Origin of the sequence: Roseicella aerolata (assembly GCF_020523605.1) — a bacterium.
GTDB classification, from domain to species: domain Bacteria; phylum Pseudomonadota; class Alphaproteobacteria; order Acetobacterales; family Acetobacteraceae; genus Paracraurococcus; species Paracraurococcus aerolatus.
In genome coordinates, this window is record NZ_JAJAQI010000004.1 from 47,243 (window position 1) to 73,369 (window position 26,127).

The following is a 26,127-nucleotide window of genomic DNA, read 5'->3' on the forward strand; positions in this document are numbered from 1 at the left end:
GGCGGCGGGTGCTGCGCGACCCCGGCGCAGGCCGAGAGATAGGCAAGCGGGGCGCCGAGGTCAACGCCGGGACGGGGTGACCCGCCTTTCCGCGGTGCGGGCCAGTTGCCCCCCCGGCTTGCATCCGCCATTGTCCGGCGCCGTCCGAAGGGTGTCGTTCCCCATGCGTTTCCATTCCATCGCGCTGGCCGCCGCCCTGCTGCCCACGCTTGCCCCCTTCGGCGCCCTCGCCCAGGCGCAGCCCCCGCAGGGCCAGCCCCCGGCGACCGCCACCACCGAGGACCCGCTGGTCGCGCGCGTGGATGGCCAGCCCGTCCGCCTCTCCGACGTGATGGCGACCGCCCAGGACGTGCTGCCCGCCGAGATGCGGGACATGCCGCCGGCGCTGCTGCTGCAGATCATCCCGCCGGAGGTGCGGCGCCAGCTGGTCGAGCGCACCATCACCGAGCGCATCCTGACCGGCGCCGCCCGCGCCGCCGGGCTCGACCGGGATGAGGAGGTGCGCCGCCGCATCCGGCGGGCCGAGGAGCAGGAGCTGCAGCAGGCCTTCCTGTCACGCGAGGTCGCCGCCCAGGTGACCGATGCCGCGATCCGCGCCCGCTACGACCAGGAGAACAGCCGCCGCCAGGGCGAGGAGGAGGTGCGCGCCCGCCATATCCTGCTGCGCTCCGAGACCGAGGCGCGGGCCGCCATCGCCGCCGTCCGGGGGGGCGAGGATTTCGCCGCCGCCGCCCGCCGGCTCTCGACCGATCCCGGCTCGCGCGACGGCGGCGATCTCGGCTTCTTCAAGCGCGCCGACATGGTGCCGGAATTCGCCGAGGCCGCCTTCGCCATGAAGCCGGGCGAGGTGAGCGCCGCCCCGGTGAAGAGCGCCTTCGGCTGGCACGTCATCAAGCTGGAGGAGCGCCGCACCGCCCCGGTGCCGGGCTTCGAGGAAAGCCGCCAGCAGATCCGCCAGAAAATGCTGGAGGAGCAGGTGGACGCGGTGGTGCAGCGCGCGCGCGCGGGCGCGAAGGTCGAGCGGCTGGACCAGGCGCCGGCCGGCGGCTCGCTGCTCGACGGTGCCGCGCCGCCCGCCCAGCCCGGCCCCGCGCCGCAGCCCCAGCGCCGCTGACACGAGTTCCGCCGGGCGCCGGGGCGAACCGGCGCCGGCGCCCCCTGAGAGGAAACCACCCATGGCCGGCAAGGACCTGCCCGTCTCCCCGCTCGCCCTGCCCCTGCCGGAGGTGCCGCCCGTCGCGGGCCTGCGCCTTGGCGTCATCGAGGCCGGCATCCGCTACAAGGGGCGGGCCGACCTGACGATGATGGAATTCGCCCCCGGCACCACCGTCGCGGGCGTCTTCACGAAGAACCAGTGCCCGGGCGCGCCGGTGGAGTGGTGCCGGCAGGTGCTGCCGGGCGGGGTGGCGCGGGCGCTGGTGGTGAATGCCGGCAACGCCAATGTCTTCACCGGAAAGGCGGGGCGCGAGGCGGTGCGGGCCACCGCCGAGGCGGCGGCGCGGCTGGTCGGCTGCCGGCCGGAGGAGGTCTTCCTGGCCTCCACGGGCGTGATCGGCGAGACCCTGCCGCATGGGAAGCTCACCGCCGCCCTGCCGGCCCTGCATGCTGCCCTGGCGCCGGCGCGCTGGCAGGAAGCGGCCCGCGGCATCATGACCACCGACACCTTCCCGAAGGCGGCGGTGCGCACAGCCGAGATCGGCGGCACGCGCGTGACCATCGCCGGCATCGCCAAGGGCAGCGGCATGATCGCCCCCGACATGGCGACCATGCTGAGCTTCGTCGCGACCGACGCCGCCATCCCCGCCCCGGCCCTCCAGGCGCTGCTCGCGGCCGGGACCGAAACCTCCTTCAACTGCGTCACCGTCGATTCCGACACCTCGACCAGCGACACGCTGCTGCTGTTTGCCACCGGCCAGGCGCAGCACCCGCCGGTGCCGGCGGAGGGCGGCGCCATCCTGGCCGACTTCGCCCGGGCGCTGGACGAGGTGCTGATGGACCTCGCCCTGATGGTCGCCCGCGACGGCGAGGGCGCGCAGAAGCTGATCGAGATCACCGTGACCGGCGCGGTCTCGGATGCCTCGGCGAAGCGGATCGCCATGAGCATCGCCAACTCCCCGCTGGTGAAGACCGCGATCGCCGGCGAGGACGCCAATTGGGGCCGCATCGTCATGGCGGTGGGCAAGGCCGGCGAGCCGGCGGACCGCGACCGGCTCTCGGTCGCCGTCGGCGGCACCTGGATGGCGCGGGAGGGCGGCGTGGTGCCCGGCTATGACGAGACGCCGGTGGTCGCCCATATGAAGGGGCGGGAAGTCGCGATCACGGTCGATATCGGCCTCGGCCAGGGCAGGGCGCGGGTTTGGACCTGCGACCTGACGCATGGCTATATCGACATCAACGGATCGTATCGGAGCTGAGCACAGGCTCCGGCGGGCCGCCCACCCCGGCGGCCCGCCGGTCGAGCGGCAGGCGGATCTCGCCGTGCAGCCCCGTCGGCCGGAAGTCCAGCGCCACGCTGGCGCCCGATTGCCGCGCGAGCCCCTGTTCGAGCAGCCTGCGCCCGAAGCCCTGGCGCGTCGGCGCCGCGAGGATCGGCGGGCCATGGGCCTCCTGCCAGGAGAGCCGGAGCTCGGCGGCGCCGTCCGCCTGCTCGTCCCGCCAGAGCGTGACCATGACGCGCCCTTCCGGCCGTGACAGCGCGCCGTATTTGGTGGCGTTGGTCGCCAGTTCATGCAGGGCGAGCACCAGGGTCTGGCCTGCCGCCGGCATCAGTGTCGCCGCCGGCTGGCCCAGGATGTCGATCTGGCCCGAGGCGAGCCAGGGCGCGAGCGCGGCCTCGACCGCGTTCCGGGCCGGCACGGAGGTCCAGGCGCGGGCATTGAGCAGGTCATGGGCCCGTGCCAGGGCGTTCAGGCGCGCGCCGTAGTCCCGGGTGAAGCGCACCAGGTCGCCATCCGAGCGCCGCGCGGTCTGCAGCGTCATCGCCTGGACCGTGGCCAGGATGTTCTTGACCCGGTGGTTCAGCTCCTGGATCAGCAGCGTGCGCTGCTGTTCGGCCCGTCCCAGGGCCTGTTCCGCCTGGCCCTTCACCAGGGCGAGGATCACCAGCGACCCGGCGGCCGGATAGGTCAGCAGCATGTGGTAGGCCAGCATCTCGGTCAGCCAGCGTGGGCCCGCGGGCGGGATGCCGATGGCCGCGGGCGGGTCCAGCAGCAGGGTGGCGGCGCGCAGGGCGTGGATCAGCCCCCGCAGGCCGAACAGCGCGATGCCGAGCTGCGGCACCGGCCGCAGGCTGGCCGGGAGCCGCAGGAAGGCCCGGACCGTCGCTGCGTCGCAGGCGGCGACGAGGCAGGAGAACAGCAGGATCCGGGCGGGGAGCGAAGCGTAGAAGGCGGGCAGGCTGCAGGCCAGCAGCCACAGGGCGGCCGGCAGGACGAGGCGCGGGGAGGGCGGATGGCCCGCCGCCGCGCGCACCGCGCTGCATTGCAGGCCGGCGCAGAGCAGGGCGAGGCCGTTGCCACCCAGGATGGCCCAGGCCTCCGGCATGCTGTCCCGCAGGGCGAAGAGCACCGCCGAGCCGGCCTGCAGGACCATGGCGGCCGCCCAGATGCCCAGCGGCGAGAGCCGGCGGTCCGCCGCCCAGATCGCCAGCAGCATGGGGGCGATCACCAGCATCACGCCGGCATTCGCCCAGAGCAAGGTCAGCCTGTCCATGCCGCACTCCTGCTGCATCGGGCGCGGCGAAGGCTTGATGCGGGATGCCGCCCAGTCCGCGATCGCACCGTATCATCACAGAAAAGTTACGATTCTGTCCATGATACGATCGCCTGCGTTGACAAGCCGCCCCGGCTGGCTGTTCCTGCTCTTCCCCCCCCCCCCCCGCAGCGAGCTCCTCCCGCCCGTGACCCCGGCTCCCCCCGATTTCGCCCCGCTCCGCACGGAGCGGCTGACGCTCCGCCCCCTGCGCGCGGAGGACGCCGCCGCGCTGCATCGCCTAGTCAATGACTGGGAGGTGGCGAAGACCCTGGCCCGCGTGCCCTTCCCCTATCCGCGCGAACTGGCCGACACCTGGATCGCCTCCACCTGGGCGCAGATCGCGGCCGGGGAGGCCTGGCATCTCGCGATCATCGGCGAGGAGAACGGCGCCGAGCACCTGATCGGCTGCGTCGGGCTGACCCGCGGCCGGGACGGCAAGGCGGCCGAGCTCGGCTACTGGGTCGGGCGGCGCTTCTGGGGCCATGGCGTGGCGCCGGAGGCAGCGGCGCGGCTCTGCCGCTGGGCGCTGGCCCATCTCGACATCGCCACCATCCGGGCGAGTGCGCTGCGCGACAACCCGCGCTCCCAGGCGGTGCTGCGGCGCATCGGGCTGCGACCGGCGGGGGAGGGGGTGCAGACCTTCCTCTCGCGCGGCGGGCCGATGCCGGTGCTGCTCTTCGAGGGCGGGCGGGAGGAGATCACCGGCGATGCCCCGCCACCGCCCGCGCCGGCCGTGGCAGCACCCGCCACCGGCAAGCCGGTGCTGCTGGTCGCCGCCGTCGCGCTGATCGATGCCGATGGCCGGGTGCTGCTGGCCCGCCGGCCGGAGGGCAAGCCGCTGGCTGGCCTCTGGGAATTCCCCGGCGGCAAGGTGCATCCGGGCGAGACGCCGGAGGAGGCGCTGATCCGCGAGCTGAAGGAGGAGCTCGACATCGACGTCTCGGTCGCCTGCCTCGGTCCCTTCACCTTCGCCTCCCACACCTACGAAAACTTCCACCTGCTGATGCCGCTCTATCTCTGCCGGCGCTGGCATGGCGAGGTGCGGGCGGTGGAGGGACAGGCGCTGGCCTGGGTGAAGCCGCAGAAGCTCGGCGCCTATGCCATGCCCCCGGCGGACAAGCCGCTGGTGGCGATGCTGCGGGATTTCCTGTAGGCCCGACCTGTCGGGATGCTATCATTGAATGATAGCGGAGGGTGCGTGATGGGCCAGATGCTGGTGCGCAACCTAGATGATGCGGTGATCGAGCGGCTCAAGCGCCTCGCGCTTGAGCGCGGGACGTCGCTTGAGCAGGTGGCGCGGGAGGCGCTGACCGCGGCGGCCGCATCGGCCGGGTTCGACCGGGCGGCCTGGGCCGCACGCGCCGCGGCGATGCGTGCCCGCTGCCTGCCCAGCGACGTCTCCTCCGTCGACCTGATCCGAGAGATGCGTGAGGAGCGGGACCGGCAGCTCATGGCGCATGGGAGGAGGGACGGCACGACGCGTGGCGAGCCGTGACGCCGGTCGTCCCGGACGCATCCGTCGCCCTTGCCTGGTATGTCGAGGAGCCGGAATCCACCAGGGCGGCGCAGTTGCAGTCCGGCTCCGTGCCCCTCATGGCCCCGACCTTCCTGCAGGTCGAAGTCGCCAATGCGATGGCGATGCATATGCGCCGCCGCAGGCCGATACCTCTGGACTATCCGGAGGCCGCCCTGCGCGAATTGCGTTCGGGCGGGATCGCCTGGACACCCGACTCGCTGTTGATCGACAGTGCTGCGGCCATCGCCCGTCGCCACCTGCACCCCGTCCATGACTGCCTCTACCTCGCTCTCGCCCGGCGCGAGGAGGCGATGCTCGCCACCTTCGACCGCCGCCTCGCGGCGCTCGCCGAAGCGCTCGCCATTCCCCTCTGGTCCCCCGACGACGTCCAGGAAACGCCATGACAAGCAACCCCACCGCCTGCCTGCTGATCATCGGCAACGAGGTCCTCTCCGGCCGCACCCGCGACGCCAACCTGCAATACCTGGCGACCCGCCTCGGCGAGATCGGCATCCCGCTGCGGGAGGCGCGGGTGATCCCGGATGTGCCGGAGACCATCATCGACACGGTCAACGAATGCCGGGCGAGGTTCACCCATGTCTTCACCACCGGCGGCATCGGCCCGACGCATGACGACATCACCAGCGAATGCGTGGCGCGCGCCTTCGGCGTGCCCTGGGAGGTGCATGAGGAAACCCGCGCGCTGATGGCGGCCGACTATGCCCGCCGCGACCCGCCGGTGGAGTTCAACGCCGCCCGGCTGCGCATGGCGACCCTGCCGCGCGGCGCCGTGCCGATCCGCTGCGCGGAGACCTCGGCGCCCGGCTTCAGCATGGGCAATGTGCATGTGATGGCCGGCGTGCCGCGCATCATGCGGAGCATGTTCGAGGCGCTGGCGCCGGGGCTGGAGGGCGGCAGGCCCATCCTCTCCCGCACCGTGCACGCGCATTATGTCTATGAAGGCCAGATCGCGGACGGGCTCTCCGCCATTCAGGCGAAGTATCCGGCGCTCGATCTCGGCAGCTATCCCTATTACCGCGGCAAGGGCGGCGGCGTCGCGCTGGTGGCGAAGGGCACGGATGGCGCCGCAGTGGAGCAGGCGGCGGCCGAGTGCTTCGCCCTGCTGGCGCAATTCGGCGAGGCGCAGCAGGGCGAGCCGGTGCCGGAATAGCCGCACCAGGGTTGGCGCCGGCCAGGCTTTCTCCCGGCGGAGGCAGGGGCGCCAGCCGGCCCGCCCGATCCGTCCCGGGCCTCGGCCCCGCGGGGGCGGTTCAGGCAGGCAGCCCGCCCGGCCCGCATGGCGGCAGGGCCGGGGCGCCGCCCACGCATTGGCAGAGACAGGCCGGGGGCGCGAGGATGCGCCGGACTGATCCGGGAGATTCGTGATGCTGCCCTTCTTCGACGAGGCGCAGGTGCGCGCCGTCCTGCGCATGGAGGACCTGATCCCGGCGGTGGAGCAGGCGCTGATCGCCTTCTCCGCCGGCCGGGTGGCGCAGCCCGTCCGGCAGATGCTGACGGTCGAGCCGCAGGGCGGCTTCTTCGGCGCCATGCCGGCGGCGGGCGAGGTCGGCATGGGCGTGAAGCTCGTCACCTTCTATCCCGGCAATGCCGGGCGCGGCCTGCACACCCACATGGCCATGATCCTGCTCTTCGACCCGGAGACGGGCGAGCCGCTGGCGGTGATGGATGGGCGGCTGATCACCGAGATGCGGACGGCGGCCGCCTCGGCCGTGGCGACACGGGCCCTCGCCGCACCGGAGGCCGGGGTGCTCGCCATCCTCGGCACCGGCGTGCAGGCGCGGGTGCATGTGGAGGCGCTGCGGCTGGTCCGGAGCTTCCAGGAGGTGCGCATCTGGGGCCGCACGCCCGCGAAGGCGGCGCGCCTGGCCGATGAACTCGGCGCCGTCGCCATGCCCTTGGCGGAGGATGCGGTGCGCGGCGCCGATGTGGTGGTCACTGCGACCTCCTCCCTCGAGCCGGTGCTGCAGGGCGCCTGGCTGGCGCCGCATGCGCATGTGAACGCCGTGGGCTGGCGCGGCCCCAAGGGCCGGGAACTGGACGAGGCCGCCATGCGTGGCGCCTTCGTGGTGGCGGATTCGCGGGAGGCCGTGCTGCGGGAATCCGGGGATGTGCTGCTCTCCGGCGCCGAGGTGCAGGCCGAACTGGGCGAGATTCTGGCGGGCAGGCAGCGGGTGCCGCCGGGCATGCGGACGGTCTTCGAATCGGTCGGCATGGCGGTGGAGGATGTCGCCGCGGCGCGGCTGGTCCATGACCGCCTGCGGGCGCGGGGCTGAGCCGCCCCGCACCGGCGGCTCCCGCCCTTCGGGCAGCATGGCGTGGCCGGGTGGCCGCGCCCTCCCGCGCTACAGCCGGGCGCCGGCGAGATGCGCCAATTGCGCGCCGGCCTCGTACCAGGCCTCCCGCGCGGCGCGGTAGCGCGCCGGCGCGGGATCGGTGACCGGCAGGGGCAGCTCCGCCTCCGCGACCTGGCCCAGCACCAGCTGCGCCAGGCAGCGCCCGAACACCGTGCCCGGCGCGATGCCGCGGCCATTATAGCCGCTGAAGGACACCACCTTGCGGCCGAGCCGGTGGAAGCGCGGCAGGCTGTTCCCAGTCATCCCGATCATGCCGTACCACTCCGACTCGAACTCCACCGCGCCGAGCTGCGGGAAGAGCCTCGCCAGGGCGCGGCGGCCCCAGGCGCGGTGGATCGCCCGGCCCGGGCCGCGCAGCGCGCCGACGCTGCCGAAGACCAGCCGCCCCTGCCGGTCCATGCGGAAGGAGCTCAGCACCTCCCGCGTGTCCCAGGCCCCCTGCCGCTCCGGCAGGATGGAGCGGCGCAGATTATCCCCGAGCGGCGCGGTGGCGAGGTTGAAATAGGGCAGGTGCACAAGCTCCGCCCGGATCTCCGGCCAGACCCCGCTGGTATAGGCATTGGTCGCCACGATCACCCATTGGCAGCGGACCGAGCCGCGCGGCGTGCGTAGCCGCCAGGCCGCGCCTTCGTCCTCCACCGCCAGCACCGGGCTGCCGCCATGGATCACCGCGCCGGCCCCGATGGCGGCGGTGGCGAGGCCACGGGCATAGGCGAGCGGCTGGACCGTGCCGGCGCGCGCATCCAGCAGGGCGCCCGCATAGGCCTCCGTCCCCAGCTTCGCGGCGGCCTCCGCCGCGTCGAGCAGGCGCACCGGCGCGCCGCGTGCCTGCCACTGGCGTTCCCGCTCCGCCAGCTCCCGCAGGCCCTTGCGGCCGACGGCGCAATGCAGGGTGCCCTGCCGCTCCACCTCGCAGTCGATCCCGTGCCGCTCGATCAGCGCGAAGACGGCGGCGGGCGCGTTGCCCAGCAGGTCGAGCAGCCGCCGGCCATAGGTCTCGCCGAGCGCCGCCGGGAGGTCGTCCGGCATCACCCACATGCCGGCATTCACCAGGCCGACATTGCGGCCGGAGCCGCCGAAGCCGATCTCCGCGCCTTCCAGCACCACGGCGGAGAGGCCGCCCTCCGCCAGGTGCAGGGCGGCCGAGAGGCCGGTGAAGCCGGCGCCGATGACGGCGACCTCGGCCTCGATGTCACGCTCCAGCGGTACGGTCGCGGGCGGCGGCGGGGCGGTACGCTCCCAGAGGCCGTGGCTGCGCGGGTCGCCCTGCATGCGGCTGTCTTCCTGTTTCCCTGTGGCGATCGGCTCTGACGTCCGGCCGCGGATTGCACCCGGGACTGAGCACCGATGCGCCGGCACTCCTTGCTGTCGGGCAGGGTCACGCGCCCGTTCGGTCGCGGCCTGCCGATATCCGCCGCGGACCGCCCGGCGCGCGTGATGAGGCGTATCGGGCGGTCCGATTACGCCGCCCGAGTGGGTCCACCCGGCCGGCCCTTGCCCTGACCCGGTACGAAGCGGGCCAGCCGGACCGCCGTCTGGCCCGGCATGGTGCGCAGGCTCGGCATCACCAGCAGGCAGTCGTCATGCGGGGTGCGGATCTCCTCCTCCCCGTCCAGGGCGATCAGCGTGTTGCGCTCGTGCACCACATGGCCGCCGCGGAAGGGCCGGAGGAAGGTGAAGCGGGCGGTCTCCGCCGTCACCGTGCGCGTCACCTCGGCGAGGCGCGGCACCGGCAGGCCGCCCGGCAGCGGCGGTAGCACCGGATCCTCCGCCGCCACCGTCCCGGCGAGGCGCAGCAGCCGCGCCGCCACCACTTCCATGGTGGCGACCGTCGCCGCTTCCCAATGCGCGCCCGCTTCCAGCAGCAGCGCGGTGCGCGTCCCCGCCGGGTCGGCGAAGGGTGCGTAGTCGATCATGCGCAGCCCCGCCGCATGGCCCTCATCCGCCACCACCAGGGAAGGCAGGCCGATCCGCAGCGCGAGTTGCGCGGCGCGCGCCGGCCGCCCCGTCAGCATCAGCGGGTCGGAGGGCCAGAGCATCGAATGCAGGTCGAGCAGCACATCGACCGTGTCGAGGATCGGCCGCAGCGCCCGCGCGCGCCGCAACTCGCAGGAGCGGCGGCCACCGGAGAGCGTCTCCTCGTCCCAGAGCCGGTTCAGGTCCTCGTCGATGAAGCGGCTCGCCGTCGGGTCGGACGGGTCGAAGCGGAAGAGCGCATCGAGATTGGCGAAGATCAGGCTGAGCCGCCCGCGCACCGGCCGTAGCCCGGCGCGCAGCCAGCGGTCCAGCATCACCGCGCCGCCGATCTCGTTGCCATGCGTCGCCGCCATCACCGCCACATGCGGCCCCGGCGCCTCGGCCGCGAAGCTCCAGACGCCGGGCAGCACATTGCCGCCCTGCCAGGGCCGCAGGTCCGGCAGCGCGACATTCACCTCCATCCGCGGCGGGCCGCCATGGCCGCCGGCGAGGAAGGCCGCGAGCGCGGGGGGCAGGTGGTCCGTGCCGGCCATCATCCGTCCGTCAGCGTGCCGGCAAGCCGTCCCAGGACGTCGATGCAGGCCGCGATCTCGCTCTCCGCCACCCATTCCTCCGGCTGGTGCGCCTGGGCGATATGGCCCGGCCCGCAGACAATGGTGGCGATTCCGGCATCCTGGAAGAACCCCGCCTCCGTCCCGTAGCTGACGCGCGCGACGCGGTTGCGGCCGGTCAGCCGCTGCACCAGCAGGGCGAGGGGCGAGTCCTCCGGCAGGTCGAAGCCCGGCAGGGAGGAGCGCGGCCGCACCTCCACCCGTGCATCGGGGGCGATTGCGCGCAGCGGCGGCATCACCTCGCGCTCCATGTAGTCCTGGAGCCCGGCCAGCACCGCGGCGGGATCATCGCCCGGGATGCTGCGGATCTCGAAGGCGAAGTCGGCGCGGTCCGGCACGATGTTGAGCGCCGAGCCGGCCTGGAAGGTGCCAACATGCACGGTGGTCCAGGGCGGCTCGAAGCCTTCCAGCCGGCGGCCGGCGGTGGCGTAGTCGCGCGCCCGCGCGGCGAGCCAGGCGACGCCCTCGGCAGCGGCCTGCAGGGCATTCGCGGTCTCGGTGGTGCGGGAGGAATGGCCGGCGAGGCCGGTGACGGTGACGAACCAGCTCGCATAGCCCTTCTGCGCGATCACCGGCGCCATGCCGGTCGGCTCGCCCACGATGCAGAAGGCAGGCGGCGGCTCTTCCTGTCCGAGTGTCGGCACCAGCCGGCGCGCGCCCTCGGCGGTGGTTTCCTCATCATGCGTCAGGCAGAGATGCACCGGGCGGCGCAGGTCCATCGCGGCGAAGCGCGGCATCATGCTGATGGCGCAGGCGGCGAAGCCCTTCATGTCGGCGGTGCCGCGGCCGATCAGCCGCCCATCCTGCCGGCGCAGGGTGAAGGGATCGGCCCGCCAGTCCTGGCCCTCCACCGGCACGCAATCGACATGCGCGGACAGCGCGATGCCGCCCGGCGCGCGCGGCCCGACCACCGCATGCAGGTTCGCCTTCTCACCCGTCTCGTCGAGCGTCACCCGGCTCTCGACGCCGCGCGCCGCGAGCCAGGCCTCGACCCAGCGGATGAGAGGCAGATTGCTGTTGCGGCTCGTCGTGTCGAAGGACACGAGCCGCTCCAGCAGTGTGACGGCTTCGTCATGCATCCCCTGTCTCCCGCGTCCAGTCTATACGGGGCGCGCGGGCCGGCAATCCGGCCCGGAGGAGAAGGCATGGAGCAGCGCGAGGCAACCGCCGGGGCGACAGGGCCGCGGATCGCCATTCTCGGCCTGCATCTGGAGGCCAATGCCTTCGCGCCGCCGACGCGCCTGACTGATTTCGAGCGGCAATGCCTGGTGCGCGGCGGCGCGATGACGGCGCTGGCGCGCGGCGCGACCAGCCATCTGCCGGCGGAGATCCCGGGCTTCTACCGCCGGATGGATGCGACCGGCCCCTGGCAGCCGGTGCCGGTGCTGATCGCCGCCGCGCCGCCCGGCGGGCCGATCGAGCAGGCGGTGTTCCTCGGCTTCCTGGATGAGATGCGGCGCGGCCTGGCCGCCGCCCTGCCGCTGGATGGCGTCTACATCGCCAGCCATGGCGCCTCCTCGGCCACCGGGGAGGAGGACAGCGATGGCAGGCTGGTGGCCATGGTCCGGCAGGTGGTCGGGCCGGCCGTGCCGATCATCTGCAGCCATGATCTTCACTGCAACGTGAGTGAGCGGCTGGTCCAGGCTGTGGATGCGCTGGTGGTCTACCGCACCAACCCGCATGTCGACATGGCGGCGCGCGCCGCCGAATCGGCCGATCTGCTGCGGGAAATGCTGGCCGGTGGGCGCATGGCGCGGGCCTTCCTGCGCCTGCCGCTGGTGCCGCCTTCCGTCACACTGCTGACCGCCTCCGGCCCCTATGCCGAGCGGATCGCCGAGGCGGAGGCGCTGATGCGGGAGGATCCGCGCATCGCCAATGCCTCGGTCGCGGGCGGCTTCGTCTTCTCCGACCTGCCGAAATGCGGGATGACCGTGACGGTGACGGCGCGTGGCGGTGATGCCGCCCTGGCCCAGCGGGCAGCGGATGAGGCGGCGGCACGGCTTGCCCGGCACGCCTGGGCGGAGCGCCACCGGCATGTGCCGCATCTCACCCCGCTGGCGGAGGCCGTGGCGATGGCGGTCGCGGCCGGCCGGGGCGAGGCGCCGCCGGTGCTGCTCGCCGATGTCGCGGACAATCCGGGCGGCGGCGGGCGCGGCAACACGGCCTGGCTGCTCGAGGCGCTGCACAGGGCCGGGGCGCGCGGCGTGGTGCTCGGCGTCTTCGTCGATCCGGCGCTGGCAGAGGAGGCGCATGCGCTGGGCGAGGGCGCGGGGTTCGAGGCGGTGTTCAACCGGGCCGAATCCGAATTCTCCCGCCGCTTCGCCGCAACCGCGCGGGTGCTGGCGCTGCGCGACGGGGAGGGGGTGGGCCGGCGCGGCACCATGGCCGGGCGGCGCTTCAGCCTCGGCCCCTCCGCGCTGCTGGAACTGGCAGGGTCCGGGCTGCGCGTCGTCATCGGCTCGCTGCGTCGGCAGTTGCATGAGCCGGCGATGCTGGAGATGCATGGCATCGCGATCGGGCAGGCGCGCTGCGTGGTGGTGAAGAGCCGCGGGCATTTCCGCGCCGGCTTCGACGAGTTCTTTCCCGATGACCGCATCATCGAGGTGGACGCGCCCGGCCTGACCAGCCCGGTGCTGGCGAATTTCGCCTGGAAGCGGCTGAAGCGGCCGGTCTTCCCGCTGGATGCGGAGGCGGCGTGGGAGGGCTGACGGCGCCGCGGCCTTGCCCTGCGGGTGGCGGAGGCGGGGGATGGTGCCGGCAGGATCCTGCCTGGCCGCGCGGCCAGGCGAGGGGGCGGTAAGCCCGTCCGGCCGGGGAGGGCTGCCGGTGGTGGCGACCGGGGCGCGCGGCGCGGCCCAGCCGGTGGAACCGGCTTGCGTGTGGACACCGCTTCGGCCCCTCCGCATCCTGGGCGATGCGATGTGCGGCAGCCCCTATACCCACCTGATCGCCATCTTCGACGGCAGCCCCGGCGAAGCCGACTTCCTGCTTGCCGCCGCCCCGATCCTGGCCGGCGAGGAGGGGCTGCGGGCCGAGGTGGCGCGCGAGTCCCGGCACGGCCTGCTCGCCGGCCCGGAGGAGGATTTCCGGCGCTTCACCGAGGCGGAGGTCTGGGAGAGATGCCGAACCTACCGCGTCGTGGTCACCGCCGACTGCCAGATGCCCAAGGGCCTGCCGGAGGGTGCCGAGGCCGTCTATGATGACCCGAACTTCCTGTACTTCGTGGTCAGGGATGGCCGCGTCGCCTGGGGGGAGCGCCTCGGGCCGGATACCGGCCCAGGGTCTCCGTGATCGCGGTCTGACGCGGCCGCATCTGGCGGGGCGGGCCCGGGCGCGGCGGAGCATGCCGGTCCGGCGGGACGGGGTACCGTACCGGCTGGCATCATGCCAACGGCCCCGATCCTTGACCCCCGCAGCGAGGGCGCAGCCCGCGCCGAGGCCGCAGAACGGCATCAGCATGACTGCGGGACAGTATCAGTCCGCCCGAGGATGCGCCTTCCTCCAGGTCGCCAGCAGCCCGGCGGCGTCCACCGCGGTATAGCGCTGCGTGGTCGAGAGGCTGGCATGCCCGAGCAATTCCTGGATCGCGCGCAGGTCCGCGCCGCCGCCCAGCAGGTGGGTGGCGAAGGAGTGCCGGAGCGCATGCGGCGTCGCATGCTCCGGCAGGCCGGCGAGGCGGCGGTACTCCCGCAGGGATCGCTGCGCGACGGCCGGGTCCAGCCGATGGCCGCGGGCGCCGAGGAAGAGCGGCTCGCCGGGTGCCGCGCCGGGGCGCAGCGCGAGATAGGCGGCGATCGCCTGGCGCACCGCCGGCAGCACCGGCACCAGGCGCTGCTTGCCGCCCTTGCCGGTGATGCGCAGCGCCGCCTCGCCGCCCGGCAGCGGCGCGTCACGGACATCCAGCGACAGCGCCTCCGAAATGCGCAGGCCGCAGCCATAGAGCAGGGTGATGAGCGCGACGTCGCGCGCGGCCTGTTCGGCCGGGCGCTCGGCACGCGCGGGGTCGTGCACCTGGCCGATGTCGCTGGCGGCCTCACGCGCCTGCTCGGGCGTCAGGGCGCGCGGCACGGGCTGCTTCAGGCGGGGGCCGCGGATGGTGGAGAGGGCGAGGGGCTCCAGCCCCCGGGTCTTCGCGAGATAGCGGAGGAAACCCCGGATGGCGGCGAGCTGGCGGGCGCGCGTCGCGGCGCCGGCGCCGGCCGCGGCGCGGGCGGCGAGGAAGGCGCGCAGATCGGCCGGCCGCAGCCCGGCGAGCGCGCCCAGATCCGGCTCCTCGCCCAGATGCCCGTTGAGGAAATGCAGGAAGTCGGCGAGATCCCGCCCATAGGCCTCGACGGTATTGCCCGCCGCGCGCCTCTCCCTGGCGAGCCAGTCAAGATACCGCAGGCGAGCCTCGGCGCCGGTCATGGGCAGACCCAGGCTGGTCCAGGGGGCGCCTGACCCCTGGTGGGGGGCTGGGGGCGACGCCCCCCAGGTCCTGATCGGCTCAGCGCGCCAGGGCCGCCGCCACCGCCCGCCCCAGGAAGGCGAGGGTCGCGGTGGCCTGCTTCGCCGGCAGCGCGTGCGGGTCGCGCGCCCCGAGGGCCAGGATGGTCGGCGTCCCGGTCCAGACCGGCACCCGCACCAGCGCGTCGCGCGAGACGAGCGAGGCCGCTTCCTCGTGCAACGTGTCGGTCTCGGTGGGGGCGGAGCGCACCAGCGCGTCCTTGCCCGGGCCCATGAGCCGCATGACCGTGCCGCGCGGCAGGTAGAGGAGGCCGCGGCGGTCGGGCTTCTCGCTCAGCAGGGTGCAGGTCTCGATGCCGAGCAGCGCCGGCAATTCCTGCGTGACCGTGTCGATCACGTCGGTGCTGCGCATCAGCGCCAGCACCGCAAGGCGGACGCGGATGGTCAGGCCGTGGCCGGCGCGGCCGGCGGTGACGGCGGCATCCATCTCCGCCTCCAGGCTGCGGACCCGGCGCCGCTCGGCGGCGAGCATGGCGGACATGTGGTCGGCCAGGCGCTCGCCATGGATGCGGCGCGGCGGGGACAGGGCGCGGAACAGCTCCGGCCGCTCCGCCAGGAAGTCCGGATGCGCCCGAAGGAAAGCGGCCACCGCCTCGGCGGTGGGGAGCTCCGGCTCGGGCTCCGGCAGGGGAGCGGCGCCGGTCTGGGTGACGCTCACAGGATGCTCTGACCCGTCTTGCGCCAATCCGCCAGGAAGGCCTCCAGCCCACGGTCGGTCAGCGGGTGCTTGAGGAGCTGGCGGATGACCGCGGGCGGCAGGGTCGCCACCCCGGCGCCGAGCTTGGCGGCCTCGACCAGGTGGATCGGGTGGCGGATGGACGCGACAAGGACTTCTGTCTTAAGATGCGGGTAGTTGCGGTATATTTTCACGATATCCGCGATCAACTGCATCCCGTCGGTGGCGATGTCGTCGAGGCGGCCGACGAAGGGCGAGATGAAGGTAGCGCCGGCCTTGGCGGCGAGCAGCGCCTGCGCGGGGGAGAAGCAGAGGGTGACGTTCACCAGGGTGCCCTCGGCCGAGAGGGCGCGGCAGGTGCGCAGGCCGGCCTCGGTCAGCGGGACCTTGACCGCGACATTGGGCGCGATCTCGCGGAGGTACCGGCCCTCCGCCAGCATCTCCTCGTATGCCGTGGCGGTGACCTCGGCGGAGACCGGGCCGGGGGTGATGGCGCAGATCTCGGCGATCACCTCGGCCATCCGGCGGCCGGACTTGGCGATCAGGCTGGGGTTGGTGGTCACGCCATCGACCAGTCCCGCCTCGGCAAGGGATCGGATCTCCGACACCTCGGCGGTGTCCACGAAGAACTTCATGGTCTGGGGATCCTTCAGTACAGGCGCAGCGGTGGGGGGTTCGGGTACTCGTTGCGCAATTGTTCTAGACCAGGATACCCGATGCTCCCCCGCCCGGGAAAGCACCGCGATATGAAAGACACGCTGACCGTGTCGGCCAGGACACGGGTGCCGGTTCTGCTGCCCCTGCCGCTGGCCGGGGCCTATGACTACGCAGTGCCTGCTTCCATGGCCCTCCGTCCAGGAGAATTCGTCTCCGTTCCGCTCAACCAAAGAGAAGTGGTGGGGGTGGTCTGGGACCCGCCGGCGGAGCCCGAGCCGAACCCGGTCCCGGATCGCCGGCTGCGCCCCGTCTCCGCCGTGCTGCCCGCCCCGCCGATGACGGCGAACCTCCGGCGCTTCATCGACTGGGTCGCGGCCTACACCCTCAGCCCGCCCGGCGCGGTGCTGCGCATGGCAATGAGCATGCCGGCGGCGCTGGAGGCGCCGACCCCCCAGGCCGGCTGGATCCTGGCCCCGCCCGGCGGCAACAGCCGCCCCCGCATCACGCCCGAGCGGCAGCGGGTGCTGGATGCGATGCGCCCCGGCCAGGTCTATGCCGGCGCCCCGCTGGCCGAGGCGGCGAAGGTCTCGCTCGGCGTGCTGCGGGGCATGGCGGAGAACGGGCTGATCCGCCCGGCGCTGCTGCCGCACCGGAGCCGCTTCAGCCGGCCGGACCCGGAGCATCCCGGCCCGGCGCTGGCCGCGGACCAGGCGGAGGCCGGGGCGGCGCTGCGCGCCCAGGTCACGGCACGGGCGTTCGGCGTCACCCTGCTCACGGGCGTCACCGGCTCCGGCAAGACCGAGGTCTATCTGGATGCCGTGGCCGAATGCCTGCGGCAGGGGCGGCAGGCGCTGGTCCTGCTGCCCGAGATCGCGCTCTCCGCCCAGTGGCTGGAGCGGTTCAAGGCGCGCTTCGGCGTCGCCCCGGCGCTCTGGCATTCCGAGGTCACCTCCCGCACCCGCCGCGACACCTGGCGGGCGGTGGCGGAGGGGGATGCGCCCGTGGTGGTCGGCGCCCGCAGCGCGCTCTTCCTGCCCTTTCCCGATCTCGGCCTGATCGTGGTCGATGAGGAGCACGAGACCGCCTTCAAACAGGAGGACGGGGTGGTCTACCACGCCCGCGACATGGCGGTGGTCCGCGCCAGGCTGTCCAGAGCCGCCTGCATCCTGGTCTCCGCGACGCCGAGCCTTGAGAGCCTGACGAATGTGGAGATGGGGCGCTACGCCGCGCTCCATCTGCCGCAGCGGCATGGCGGCGCGACCCTGCCGGCGGTCGAGGTGATCGACCTGCGGCGCACCCCGCCGGAGCGCGGGCGCTTCCTTGCGCCGCCGCTGGCGGAGGCCGTCACGGCCACCATCGAACGGGGGGAGCAGGCCATGCTCTTCCTGAATCGCCGGGGCTATGCGCCGCTGACGCTCTGCCGGCATTGCGGCCACCGGCTGCGCTGCCCGAACTGCACGGCCTGGCTGGTCGAGCACCGCGCGCAGCGCCGCCTGCAATGCCACCATTGCGGCCATGCCGAGGCCCCCCCGGCCGAATGCCCGGAATGCGGAACCGCGAACAGCCTGACGGCCGTCGGTCCCGGGGTGGAGCGTGTGCTGGAGGAGGCCGCGGCGCTGTGGCCCGACGCGCGCCGCCTGGTCATGGCCTCCGACACCCTGCCGGGGCCGGCCGCGGCGGCGGAAGCGGCGCGGGCGATCCAGGACCGCGAGGTGGACCTTATCATCGGCACGCAGATCGTCGCCAAGGGCTGGCATTTCCCGCATCTCACCCTGGTCGGCGTTGTGGATGCCGATCTTGGCCTGGCGGGTGGCGATTTGAGGGCGGCCGAGCGCACGGTGCAGTTACTGCACCAGGTCGCCGGCCGCGCCGGCCGGGCGGAGGCGCCGGGGCGGGTGCTGCTGCAGAGCTTCTCGCCCGACCATCCGGTGATGCGGGCGCTGGTCTCGGGCGATCTCGACGCCTTCATGCAGGAGGAGGCGGCGATGCGCCGCCCCGGCCACTGGCCGCCCTTCGGGCGCCTCGCCGCGCTGATCGTGAGTTCGGAGGAGGAGCGGGAGGCGGACCGGACGGCGCGCGACCTCGGCCTCGCGGCGCCGGGCGGGGAGGGGGTGCAGGTGCTGGGCCCGGCCCCGGCGCCGCTGGCCCTGCTGCGCGGCCGGCACCGCCGGCGGCTGCTGCTGAAGACCCGGCGGGACATCGCGGTGCAGCCGATCCTCAGGGAATGGCTGGCGCGGGTGCCGGTGCCGAACCATGTCCGGGTGCAGGTGGATGTGGACCCGGTGGGGTTCCTGTAACGCGGTCCGTGGGAGGCCGTGAATGACCGGCCGCGTGAGCCTGCCCGGATGGCAGGGAGCTCCAGCCGACCGGCATCCGGTCTGGAGCGCCATCCGCCGCGGGCGCTCACAGGGCATGCCGATCTGTCCCGCTGCTCAGCCCCGCCGCCGCCCTGTCAGCAGCACCCCTGCGCCGGCCACCTGCAGCGCCGCCGCCAGGGCCGGTGGGGCCGCCGCGCCCCAGCCCTCCAGCGCCGCCCCGAACAGCGCCGGGCCGAAGGCGTAGAAGGCCTGGTTCACCGCGGTCAGCAGGGCGAGCACCGCCGCCACCTCCTCCGGTGGCCATTCCGCCTGGGCGATGAGCGGCGGCAGCGAGAGCAGGTTGCCGATCCCGAGGCCGAACAGCACCACGCCGAGCAGCAGCGCCGCCGTCCCGCCGCCCGCCAGGGCCAGCACCAGGCAGCCGGCGGCCTGCAGCAGGAAATTGCCGCAGCCCGCCAGCCGCCGGTCCAGCCCGGGCGGCAGCAGCACCCCGACCGCGGTCCGGCCGATGACGGCGCAGGCGGTCGCCACGCTCATCGCCAGCCCCGCCCCCGCCCCCCCGAGCGCCGGCGCGAGGATGGAAAACAAGGTGGTCAGCAGCCCCATCTGCGCCAGCAGCCCGAGGGCGAAGGCGAGGGACAGGCTGCGGAACGGCCCCTGCCGCCAGAGCGGCCCGGCGGGTGCGGCCATCGGCCGCGGCGCCGGCGGGCCGGCCGCACCATCGGGGAACAGCCCCATCTCCGCCGGGCCGGCCGCGAACCAGCGCCCGGCCAGCACCCAGCCGAGGCCGGCCACCAGCAGCCCGACCCAGATCGAGGCGCCCGCGAAGCCGAAGGCGCCAATCAGCGCCGCCCAGAGCGGGGCGAAGAGCACGCCGCCCATGCTGGCGCCGTTGAAGGCCATGGAGAGGGCGGCGCCGCGCCGCCTCTCGAACCAGGGCGCCACCATGGCATTGATCGCGACCCCGCTGGTCAGCGCCCAGCCGAGCGCGGTGAGCAGGGCGGCCAGGATCAGGTGCCAGGGCGCCGAGGCATGGCCCCAGGCCATGGCGCCGGCGGCGCAGGCCAGCAGCCCGGCGCGCGTCACCGCGACCAGGCCGTGGCGCCGGTGCAGGGCGGGCAGGCGCGTGACCACCAGGCCGCTCGCCAGGAAATGCAGGGTGATCGCGGCCGAGATCAGGGAAAGCGACCAGCCCTCCCGCGCATGCAGGGCGTGCAGATAGACCGAGGGGCCGTAAAAATTGATGCCCCAACTGAACACGGCGACGACGAAGGCCGCGGCGACCACCTGCCAGCCGAAGAACATTGCCGCGCGCCGCGCCATGCCGCTGGCCCCTTTTTCCCCGCATCGCCGCCGGAACCCTGCCGCAACCGCGTCCTGCACGGGTTCGGCCATGGCCGAAAGGTCGGGGCCCGGGCCAGATTGCGGGGGCGTGAACCCCATGGTAAAGGCCCCCCGCACCGCGCCGGCGGACGCCTGCTGGCGATCCCGCGCGCATGCGCGCCATCAGGAAACAGGACCGGGACTGCCCGTGGCCTCCGCCGAGACGAATTCCTCCTCCGCCCCCACCACGTCCGGCCTTGCCGAGCGCTATGCGCAGGCCTTGCTGGGCCTTGCGGATGACCGCCGCCAGACGGACCCTGGCACGGTGGACCGCATCGCCACCGATCTCGAACGGCTCTTCGCGCTGTGGCGCGACGACGAGGCCTTCCGCGCCTTCGTCGCCGATCCGCGGCTCGACAGCGGCTCGCAGAGGAAGGGCGCCTTCGCCATCCTGGACCGCGCCGGCATCGGCGGCGAGGTCCGCAACCTGGTGGGCGTGCTGGTGGCGAACCGCCGCCTCTACGCCCTGCCGCAGGTGGCGCAGGCCTTCGGCGCGCTGCTCGCGGCGCGCCGTGGCCAGCAGACCGCGCATGTCACCAGCGCGCATCCGCTGAACGACACCCAGCGCGCGCAGATCAGCGCGCGGCTGACCGAGGCCGGGTTCTCCGGCGTGAAGCTTTCGGAGCGGGTGGATCCTTCGATCCTCGGCGGGCTGATCCTGCGGATCGGCTCCCGGCTCTATGACAACAGCATCAAATCCAAGCTGCAGCGCCTGCAGTACGCGATGAAAGGGGCCGCCTGACCATGGACATCCGTCCCGCCGAGATCTCGGAGATCCTGAAGCAGCAGATCGCTGGCTTCGACACCGAGGCGAACGTGGCCGAGGTCGGCACCGTGCTGACCGTGGGCGACGGCATCGCCCGGGTCTACGGCCTGCAGAACGTCATGGCCGGCGAGCTGGTGGAGTTCCCCTCCGCCGGGCTCAAGGGCATGGCGCTGAACCTCGAGGCCGACAATGTCGGCATCGTCATCTTCGGCGCGGACGACCAGGTCCGCGAGGGTGACACCGTCCAGCGCACCGGCACCATCGTCGACGCGCCGGTCGGCAAGGGCCTGCTCGGCCGCGTCGTCGACGGGCTCGGCAACCCGATCGACGGCAAGGGCCCGCTCGTCGATGTTGAGCGCCGCCGCGTCGAGGTGAAGGCGCCGGGCATCATCCCGCGCAAGTCCGTGCATGAGCCGATGCAGACCGGCATCAAGGCGATCGACGCCCTGATCCCGATCGGCCGCGGCCAGCGCGAGCTGATCATCGGCGACCGCCAGACCGGCAAGACGGCGGTGATCGTCGACACGATCATCAACCAGAAGCCGATCAACGCGGCGGGTGACGAGAGCAAGAAGCTCTACACCATCTATGTCGCCATCGGGCAGAAGCGCTCCACCGTCGCCCAGCTGGTCCGCACGCTGGAGGAGAACGGCGCGCTCGAATACTCGATCATTGTCGCCGCGACGGCCTCCGACCCGGCGCCGATGCAGTTCCTGGCGCCGTACACCGGCTGCACCATGGGCGAGTTCTTCCGCGACAACGGCATGCATGCGGTCATCTTCTATGATGACCTCTCGAAGCAGGCCGTCGCCTATCGCCAGATGTCGCTGCTGCTGCGCCGGCCGCCGGGCCGCGAGGCCTATCCGGGCGACGTCTTCTACCTGCACTCGCGCCTGCTCGAGCGCGCGGCGAAGATGAACGACGATTTCGGCGCCGGCTCGCTGACCGCGCTCCCGGTCATCGAGACCCAGGCGGGCGACGTCTCGGCCTACATCCCGACCAACGTCATCTCGATCACCGACGGCCAGATCTTCCTGGAGACGGAGCTCTTCTTCAAGGGCATCCGCCCCGCGGTGAATGTCGGCCTCTCGGTCTCACGCGTCGGTTCCGCCGCGCAGATCAAGGCGATGAAGCAGGTCGCCGGCCGCATCAAGCTCGAGCTCGCGCAGTACCGCGAGATGGCGGCCTTCGCGCAGTTCTCCTCGGACCTCGACGCCTCCACCCAGGCGCTGCTGGCCCGCGGCGCGCGGCTGACCGAGCTGCTGAAGCAGCCGCAGTTCAAGCCGGTGCCGGTGGAGGAGCAGGTGGTGGCGATCTTCGCCGGCACCCGCGGCTATCTGGACCGCATCCCCGTCAACTCGGTCGGCGCCTTCGAGCGGCAGATGCTGTCCGAGCTGAAGGCATCGCAGCCGGACATCCTGGAGGCGATCCGGACCGACCGCGAGATCAAGAAGCCGACCGAAGAGAAGCTGGTCGCCTTCCTCGACGGCTTCGCCAAGTCCTTCGCGGCCTGAGGCCCAGAGGAATCTAGGACGCACAGGGGACCAGCCGATGGCGAGCCTGAAGGACCTGCGGGGGCGGATCAACAGCGTGAAGAACACGCGGAAGATCACGCAGGCGATGAAGATGGTGGCGGCGGCGAAGCTCCGCCGCGCCCAGGCGCAGGCCGAGGCGGCGCGCCCCTATGCCGAGCGGATGGAGGCGATCCTCGCCTCGCTCGGCGCGGCGGTGGCCTCCGCCCCCGGCGCGCCGCAGTTGCTGGTCGGCACCGGGGCCGATCGCGTGCACCTGCTGGTGGTGGTGACGGCCGATCGCGGCCTGGCCGGCGCCTTCAACACCAATGTCGGGCGCCTCGCCCGCGCCCGCATCCGGGCGCTGGAGGCCGAGGGCAAGGTGGTGAAGGTACTGACGGTGGGCCGCAAGGGCGCCGCCTATTTGAAGCGTGAATTCGCCAGCCGCATCGTCGGCGAGATCACCTTCATGGGCAAGAAGCGGGTCGAGTTCACCGATGCCGAGGCCGTCGCGGTCCGCGTGACCGAGATGCTGGAGGCTGGCGAGTTCGATGTCTGCTCGCTGATCTACAACCGCTTCCGCAACGTGATCACCCAGATCCCGACCGATCAGCGGCTGATCCCGACGCCGCTGCCGGAAGGCGAGGCCGCGGCCGCCGTCGGGCCGCAGGCGCTCTATGAGTACGAGCCGGGCGAGGAGGCGATCCTCGCGACCCTGCTGCCGCGCAACCTGGCCATCCAGATCTACCGCGCGGTGCTGGAAAGCACGGCCGGCTTCTACGGCAGCCAGATGACCGCGATGGACAACGCCACGCGGAACGCCGGCGACATGATCAACAAGCTGACGCTGAACTACAACCGTACGCGCCAGGCCAACATCACCAGGGAGCTGATCGAGATCATCTCCGGGGCCGAGGCTCTCTGAGGGACATCGCACGATGAAGAACAATGTCGGGCAGATCGCCCAGGTTCTCGGCGCCGTCGTGGACGTGCAGTTCCCGGGCGAACTGCCGAACATGCTGAACGCGCTCACCACCAAGAACGGCGAGAGCACGCTGGTCCTGGAGGTCGCGCAGCATCTCGGCGAGCGCACCGTGCGCTGCATCGCCATGGACACCACGGACGGGCTGGTCCGCGGCCAGGAGGTGGTGGACACCGGCGCGGGCATCGCCGTTCCGGTCGGCAACGGCACCCTCGGCCGCATCCTCAACGTGATCGGCGAGCCGATCGACGAGCGCGGCCCGGTCACCGCCGAGAAGACCTACACCATCCACCGCGAGGCCCCGGCCTTCGAGGAGCAGGCGACGGCCGCCGAGATCCTCGTCACCGGCATCAAGGTCATCGACCTGCTCGCCCCCTACCTGAAGGGCGGCAAGATCGGCCTGTTCGGCGGCGCCGGCGTGGGCAAGACCGTCACCATCCAGGAGCTGATCAACAACGTCGCCAAGGCGCATGGCGGCGTGTCGGTCTTCGCCGGCGTGGGCGAGCGTACCCGTGAGGGCAACGACCTCTACCACGAGATGGTGGACGCCGGCGTCATCAAGCTCGGCGAGGGCACGACCGAGGGCTCCAAGGTGGCGCTCGTCTATGGCCAGATGAACGAGCCGCCGGGCGCCCGCGCGCGCGTCGCCCTCTCGGGCCTGTCCATCGCGGAGTACTTCCGCGACGAGCAGGGCCAGGACGTGCTCTTCTTCATCGACAACATCTTCCGCTTCACCCAGGCGGGCGCCGAGGTGTCGGCGCTGCTGGGCCGCATCCCCTCCGCGGTGGGCTACCAGCCGACGCTCGCCACCGACATGGGCGCGCTGCAGGAGCGGATCACCTCGACCAAGAAGGGCTCGATCACCTCGGTCCAGGCCATCTACGTGCCCGCCGACGACCTGACCGACCCGGCCCCGGCCACCTCCTTCGCCCACCTCGACGCGACGACGGTGCTCAACCGCTCGATCGCCGAGCTCGGCATCTTCCCGGCGGTCGATCCGCTCGACTCCACCTCCCGCGCCCTCGACCCGCGGATCGTGGGTGACGAGCACTACCGCGTCGCCCGCGAGGTGCAGCGCATCCTGCAGACCTACAAGTCGCTGCAGGACATCATCGCCATTCTCGGCATGGACGAGCTTTCGGAAGAGGACAAGCTGGTGGTGGCGCGCGCGCGCAAGATCCAGCGCTTCCTCAGCCAGCCCTTCCACGTGGCCGAGGTCTTCACCGGCACGCCGGGCGTCTTCGTGAAGCTCGAGGACACGGTCCGCAGCTTCGCCGCGATCTGCTCGGGCGAGTACGACCACCTCCCGGAGGCCGCCTTCTACATGGTCGGCACCATCGAGGAGGCCGTGAAGAAGGGCGAGACCCTCAAGGCTGCCGCCTGAGCGGCAGCCCTGAAGACTTCCTTGTGCCCTCAAACGCCGGGCGGCCGCATCCGCGGCCTTGGCTTGCGCCGGATTTCCGGCGGGCCGCAGAAGCGGCCTCAGCGCGGGCGGGAGCCCGCGCTGCCTAGCCTTCCGGGCTGAAGGATTCGGACATGGCTACCTTCCTGCTCGAACTCGTCTCGCCGGAGAAGCTGCTGCTCTCCCGCCAGGTCGAGATGGCGACCATCCCCGCCGCCGAGGGCGAGATGGGCGTCCTGCCCGGCCACTCGCCGATGATCGTGACCCTGCGCGGCGGCGTCATCCGCGTGCAGGAGAACGGGGCGGAGACCGAGCGCCTCTTCGTCGGCGGCGGCTTCGCCGAGGTCTCGCCCGAGCGCGTGACGGTGCTGGCCGATGAGGCGACGCCGCTCGCCAGCCTCTCCCGCGCCGATGCCGAACGCCGGGTGGCGGAGGCCGAGGCGGCGCTGCGCGAGATCGGCAACGACGAGACCGAGGCGAAGCGCGACCTCGCCCTCGACCGCGTGCTGTCGGCCCGCGCCATGCTGGACGCGGCGCAGGCCGCCTGAGTCGCGGCACAGCGATCAAGGAACGGGCCGGGGCGGCGACGCCACCGGCCCTTTTCGCATCCGCGGCATGGTGCCTGCGCCACACAGCGGCTTTTTCGGCGGCAACGCTGTGGCAACCACGCCACATGCCTTGAATCGCCCCCGGCACTGCCGAACATGGGCGGGGCGGCGCCGTTGCCGCATCCACGGGGGAAATTCGGCCCGCCTCGGGCCGCGGGGACACCATGAAGCACTGGCGCGTCGAGCAGGTGAGTTGGGACCGCTTCGATCCGTCGAAAGTGGACCCGGAGATCGTGCCGCTGGTGAAGGCCGCGGCCATGGTCGAACGCAATGGCGATGACTACGCCATCTATCTGAAGCGCGTCTTCCGCGATGATCCGGACTTCCAACGCGCCGCCGAGAACTGGGCGGTGGAGGAGGTCCAGCATGGCGATGCGCTCGGCCGATGGGGCGAGGTGGCCGATCCCGGCTGGGACTACCGCGCGGCCTTCGAACGCTACCGGGCCGGCTACAGGATCGACCTGGATGCGAACGCCTCCATCCGCGGCTCCCGCACCGGGGAGCTGATCGCCCGCTGCATGGTGGAGACTGGCACCAGCAGCTACTACACCGCGCTGGGCGAGGCGACGGAGGAGCCGGTGCTGAAGGAGATCTGCCGCCTGATCGCGGCCGATGAGTACCGCCACTTCAAGCTCTTCTACGACCATATGAAGCGCTACCTGGCGCGGGAGGATCTCTCCTTCCTGCAGCGCCTCAAGGTGGCGGCCGGGCGGATCGGCGAGTCGGAGGATGACGAGCTGGCCTTCGCCTATCACTGCTCGAACGAGGACCCGTCTATCCCCTACAGCCATGACCGCTGCATCGCCGGCTATATGGGCCGGGCCATGGGCTTCTACCGCTACCGGCATATCGAGCGCGGCATGGGCATGGTCTTCAAGGCGGTGGGGCTGGAGCCGCGCGGCCGGCTGTCCGACCTCGCGGCGCGCGGTGCCTGGCGGCTGCTCTGCTGGCGGCGCGACCGGTTCCGCGCGGCGCTGCGGCGGGAAGCCGCCCCGCCGCCCCTGGCGCAGGCGGCCTGAGCCCTGCGGCCGTCGCCGGCGCGCGGCGCCTCCCTGGCCGCCGCGGCGCGGTGACGCGGTGGGGCGG

The 26,127-nt window shown here is 72.6% G+C and carries 24 protein-coding genes; 16 read left to right on the forward strand and 8 right to left on the reverse strand.

From position 1 onward, the window contains the following. Positions 1-163: 163 nt before the first annotated feature. Together LHA35_RS03890 and argJ are read left to right on the forward strand one after the other, a co-directional pair. Positions 164-1,114 (forward strand): peptidylprolyl isomerase, encoded by a 951-nt coding sequence (locus LHA35_RS03890; RefSeq protein ID WP_226604747.1) that lies wholly within the window; start codon positions 164-166, stop codon positions 1,112-1,114. Between the two features lie 61 nt (positions 1,115-1,175). Beyond that, complete coding sequence (argJ, locus tag LHA35_RS03895; protein WP_226604750.1) at positions 1,176-2,414, forward strand: bifunctional glutamate N-acetyltransferase/amino-acid acetyltransferase ArgJ; 1,239 nt, start codon at positions 1,176-1,178, stop codon at positions 2,412-2,414. On the opposite strand, the gene LHA35_RS03900 is transcribed toward argJ, so the two are convergent. Then, complete coding sequence (locus tag LHA35_RS03900; RefSeq protein WP_226604754.1) at positions 2,392-3,711, reverse strand: sensor histidine kinase; 1,320 nt, start codon at positions 3,709-3,711, stop codon at positions 2,392-2,394. The two genes, argJ and LHA35_RS03900, sit on opposite strands and share 23 nt — an antisense overlap. A 187-nt stretch (positions 3,712-3,898) precedes the next feature. On the opposite strand from LHA35_RS03900, the gene mutT reads away from it, so the two are divergent. The 5 genes from mutT (at position 3,899) to LHA35_RS03925 (ending at position 7,563) form a co-directional block, all read left to right on the forward strand. Beyond that, positions 3,899-4,906, forward strand: a complete 1,008-nt coding sequence (mutT, locus tag LHA35_RS03905) for an 8-oxo-dGTP diphosphatase MutT (RefSeq protein WP_226604757.1) — start codon at positions 3,899-3,901, stop codon at positions 4,904-4,906. Between the two features lie 48 nt (positions 4,907-4,954). Beyond that, positions 4,955-5,248 (forward strand): FitA-like ribbon-helix-helix domain-containing protein, encoded by a 294-nt coding sequence (locus tag LHA35_RS03910; protein WP_226604761.1) that lies wholly within the window; start codon positions 4,955-4,957, stop codon positions 5,246-5,248. Then, positions 5,245-5,673 carry a type II toxin-antitoxin system VapC family toxin gene (locus LHA35_RS03915; RefSeq protein WP_226604763.1) on the forward strand — a complete coding sequence of 143 codons (429 nt, stop codon included), beginning with the start codon at positions 5,245-5,247 and terminating at the stop codon, positions 5,671-5,673. The genes LHA35_RS03910 and LHA35_RS03915 overlap by 4 nt, the downstream gene beginning before the upstream one ends. After that, positions 5,670-6,440: a competence/damage-inducible protein A gene (locus tag LHA35_RS03920; RefSeq protein WP_226604765.1), complete on the forward strand. Its 771-nt coding sequence runs from the start codon at positions 5,670-5,672 to the stop codon at positions 6,438-6,440. The genes LHA35_RS03915 and LHA35_RS03920 overlap by 4 nt, the downstream gene beginning before the upstream one ends. A gap of 214 nt (positions 6,441-6,654) precedes the next feature. Continuing rightward, a complete protein-coding gene (locus LHA35_RS03925; protein WP_226604767.1) occupies positions 6,655-7,563 on the forward strand; it encodes an ornithine cyclodeaminase family protein in 909 nt (302 codons plus the stop codon). A 69-nt stretch (positions 7,564-7,632) separates the two neighbouring features. Here the strand turns inward: LHA35_RS03925 and LHA35_RS03930 are convergent, their stop codons facing one another. The 3 genes from LHA35_RS03930 to argE form a co-directional block, all read right to left on the reverse strand. Then, entirely contained in the window at positions 7,633-8,916 is a 1,284-nt protein-coding gene (locus LHA35_RS03930) for an NAD(P)/FAD-dependent oxidoreductase (RefSeq protein WP_226604769.1), read from the reverse strand. 188 nt (positions 8,917-9,104) lie between these two features. After that, positions 9,105-10,154, reverse strand: a complete 1,050-nt coding sequence (locus LHA35_RS03935; RefSeq protein ID WP_226604770.1) for a M14 family metallopeptidase — start codon at positions 10,152-10,154, stop codon at positions 9,105-9,107. Further along, positions 10,154-11,311, reverse strand: a complete 1,158-nt coding sequence (gene argE / locus LHA35_RS03940; protein WP_226604772.1) for an acetylornithine deacetylase — start codon at positions 11,309-11,311, stop codon at positions 10,154-10,156. The genes LHA35_RS03935 and argE overlap by 1 nt, the downstream gene beginning before the upstream one ends. Positions 11,312-11,377: 66 nt before the next feature. Here argE and LHA35_RS03945 point away from each other — a divergent pair, with 66 nt between their 5' ends. Both LHA35_RS03945 and LHA35_RS03950 read left to right on the forward strand, forming a co-directional pair. Then, positions 11,378-12,940 (forward strand): M81 family metallopeptidase, encoded by a 1,563-nt coding sequence (locus LHA35_RS03945; protein WP_226604775.1) that lies wholly within the window; start codon positions 11,378-11,380, stop codon positions 12,938-12,940. A 169-nt stretch (positions 12,941-13,109) separates the two neighbouring features. Further along, the gene (locus LHA35_RS03950; RefSeq protein WP_226604777.1) at positions 13,110-13,523 is read left to right on the forward strand and encodes a hypothetical protein; all 414 of its coding nucleotides are present in this window, start codon (positions 13,110-13,112) and stop codon (positions 13,521-13,523) included. Positions 13,524-13,706: 183 nt separating this feature from the next. Here LHA35_RS03950 and LHA35_RS03955 read toward each other — a convergent pair whose 3' ends face one another. From LHA35_RS03955 to fsa, 3 genes are all read right to left on the reverse strand, one after another. Further along, positions 13,707-14,639: a tyrosine recombinase XerC gene (locus tag LHA35_RS03955; protein WP_226604780.1), complete on the reverse strand. Its 933-nt coding sequence runs from the start codon at positions 14,637-14,639 to the stop codon at positions 13,707-13,709. Positions 14,640-14,718: 79 nt separating this feature from the next. Beyond that, a complete protein-coding gene (locus LHA35_RS03960) occupies positions 14,719-15,396 on the reverse strand; it encodes a DUF484 family protein (RefSeq protein WP_226604783.1) in 678 nt (225 codons plus the stop codon). Continuing rightward, positions 15,393-16,049: a fructose-6-phosphate aldolase gene (gene fsa / locus LHA35_RS03965; protein WP_226604786.1), complete on the reverse strand. Its 657-nt coding sequence runs from the start codon at positions 16,047-16,049 to the stop codon at positions 15,393-15,395. Before fsa ends, LHA35_RS03960 begins: the two co-directional genes overlap by 4 nt. Positions 16,050-16,160: 111 nt before the next feature. Here fsa and LHA35_RS03970 point away from each other — a divergent pair, with 111 nt between their 5' ends. Then, positions 16,161-18,368, forward strand: coding sequence for a primosomal protein N' (locus LHA35_RS03970; protein ID WP_226604788.1), 2,208 nt, complete (start codon positions 16,161-16,163; stop codon positions 18,366-18,368). A 135-nt stretch (positions 18,369-18,503) separates the two neighbouring features. Here the strand turns inward: LHA35_RS03970 and LHA35_RS03975 are convergent, their stop codons facing one another. Beyond that, a complete protein-coding gene (locus tag LHA35_RS03975) occupies positions 18,504-19,712 on the reverse strand; it encodes an MFS transporter (RefSeq protein ID WP_226604791.1) in 1,209 nt (402 codons plus the stop codon). Positions 19,713-19,920: 208 nt separating this feature from the next. On the opposite strand from LHA35_RS03975, the gene LHA35_RS03980 reads away from it, so the two are divergent. The 6 genes from LHA35_RS03980 (at position 19,921) to LHA35_RS04005 (ending at position 26,060) form a co-directional block, all read left to right on the forward strand. Next, complete coding sequence (locus tag LHA35_RS03980; protein ID WP_226604792.1) at positions 19,921-20,514, forward strand: F0F1 ATP synthase subunit delta; 594 nt, start codon at positions 19,921-19,923, stop codon at positions 20,512-20,514. Between the two features lie 2 nt (positions 20,515-20,516). Continuing rightward, positions 20,517-22,052: a F0F1 ATP synthase subunit alpha gene (atpA, locus tag LHA35_RS03985; protein ID WP_226604795.1), complete on the forward strand. Its 1,536-nt coding sequence runs from the start codon at positions 20,517-20,519 to the stop codon at positions 22,050-22,052. Between the two features lie 37 nt (positions 22,053-22,089). Continuing rightward, positions 22,090-22,974 (forward strand): F0F1 ATP synthase subunit gamma, encoded by an 885-nt coding sequence (locus LHA35_RS03990; protein WP_226604798.1) that lies wholly within the window; start codon positions 22,090-22,092, stop codon positions 22,972-22,974. 13 nt (positions 22,975-22,987) lie between these two features. Next, the gene (gene atpD, locus LHA35_RS03995; RefSeq protein ID WP_226604800.1) at positions 22,988-24,415 is read left to right on the forward strand and encodes a F0F1 ATP synthase subunit beta; all 1,428 of its coding nucleotides are present in this window, start codon (positions 22,988-22,990) and stop codon (positions 24,413-24,415) included. 152 nt (positions 24,416-24,567) lie between these two features. After that, entirely contained in the window at positions 24,568-24,981 is a 414-nt protein-coding gene (gene atpC / locus LHA35_RS04000; protein ID WP_226604803.1) for an ATP synthase F1 subunit epsilon, read from the forward strand. Positions 24,982-25,205: 224 nt separating this feature from the next. After that, positions 25,206-26,060 (forward strand): ferritin-like domain-containing protein, encoded by an 855-nt coding sequence (locus LHA35_RS04005; RefSeq protein WP_226604805.1) that lies wholly within the window; start codon positions 25,206-25,208, stop codon positions 26,058-26,060. Positions 26,061-26,127: the final 67 nt, after the last annotated feature.

Bases quoted from the DNA above. Each gene is read 5' to 3' on its own strand.
- LHA35_RS03910 (WP_226604761.1), top strand. From the start codon at position 4,955: ATGGGCCAGATGCTGGTGCGCAACCTAGATGATGCGGTGATCGAGCGG.
- atpA (WP_226604795.1), top strand. From the start codon at position 20,517: ATGGACATCCGTCCCGCCGAGATCTCGGAGATCCTGAAGCAGCAGATC.
- LHA35_RS03990 (WP_226604798.1), top strand. From the start codon at position 22,090: ATGGCGAGCCTGAAGGACCTGCGGGGGCGGATCAACAGCGTGAAGAAC.
- LHA35_RS03920 (WP_226604765.1), top strand. From the start codon at position 5,670: ATGACAAGCAACCCCACCGCCTGCCTGCTGATCATCGGCAACGAGGTC.
- LHA35_RS03970 (WP_226604788.1), top strand. From the start codon at position 16,161: ATGAAAGACACGCTGACCGTGTCGGCCAGGACACGGGTGCCGGTTCTG.
- LHA35_RS03925 (WP_226604767.1), top strand. From the start codon at position 6,655: ATGCTGCCCTTCTTCGACGAGGCGCAGGTGCGCGCCGTCCTGCGCATG.
- LHA35_RS03930 (WP_226604769.1), bottom strand. From the start codon at position 8,916: ATGCAGGGCGACCCGCGCAGCCACGGCCTCTGGGAGCGTACCGCCCCG.
- argE (WP_226604772.1), bottom strand. From the start codon at position 11,311: ATGCATGACGAAGCCGTCACACTGCTGGAGCGGCTCGTGTCCTTCGAC.
- atpC (WP_226604803.1), top strand. From the start codon at position 24,568: ATGGCTACCTTCCTGCTCGAACTCGTCTCGCCGGAGAAGCTGCTGCTC.
- LHA35_RS03900 (WP_226604754.1), bottom strand. From the start codon at position 3,711: ATGGACAGGCTGACCTTGCTCTGGGCGAATGCCGGCGTGATGCTGGTG.
- atpD (WP_226604800.1), top strand. From the start codon at position 22,988: ATGAAGAACAATGTCGGGCAGATCGCCCAGGTTCTCGGCGCCGTCGTG.
- argJ (WP_226604750.1), top strand. From the start codon at position 1,176: ATGGCCGGCAAGGACCTGCCCGTCTCCCCGCTCGCCCTGCCCCTGCCG.
- fsa (WP_226604786.1), bottom strand. From the start codon at position 16,049: ATGAAGTTCTTCGTGGACACCGCCGAGGTGTCGGAGATCCGATCCCTT.
- LHA35_RS04005 (WP_226604805.1), top strand. From the start codon at position 25,206: ATGAAGCACTGGCGCGTCGAGCAGGTGAGTTGGGACCGCTTCGATCCG.
- LHA35_RS03890 (WP_226604747.1), top strand. From the start codon at position 164: ATGCGTTTCCATTCCATCGCGCTGGCCGCCGCCCTGCTGCCCACGCTT.
- LHA35_RS03955 (WP_226604780.1), bottom strand. From the start codon at position 14,639: ATGACCGGCGCCGAGGCTCGCCTGCGGTATCTTGACTGGCTCGCCAGG.
- LHA35_RS03945 (WP_226604775.1), top strand. From the start codon at position 11,378: ATGGAGCAGCGCGAGGCAACCGCCGGGGCGACAGGGCCGCGGATCGCC.
- LHA35_RS03935 (WP_226604770.1), bottom strand. From the start codon at position 10,154: ATGGCCGGCACGGACCACCTGCCCCCCGCGCTCGCGGCCTTCCTCGCC.
- LHA35_RS03975 (WP_226604791.1), bottom strand. From the start codon at position 19,712: ATGGCGCGGCGCGCGGCAATGTTCTTCGGCTGGCAGGTGGTCGCCGCG.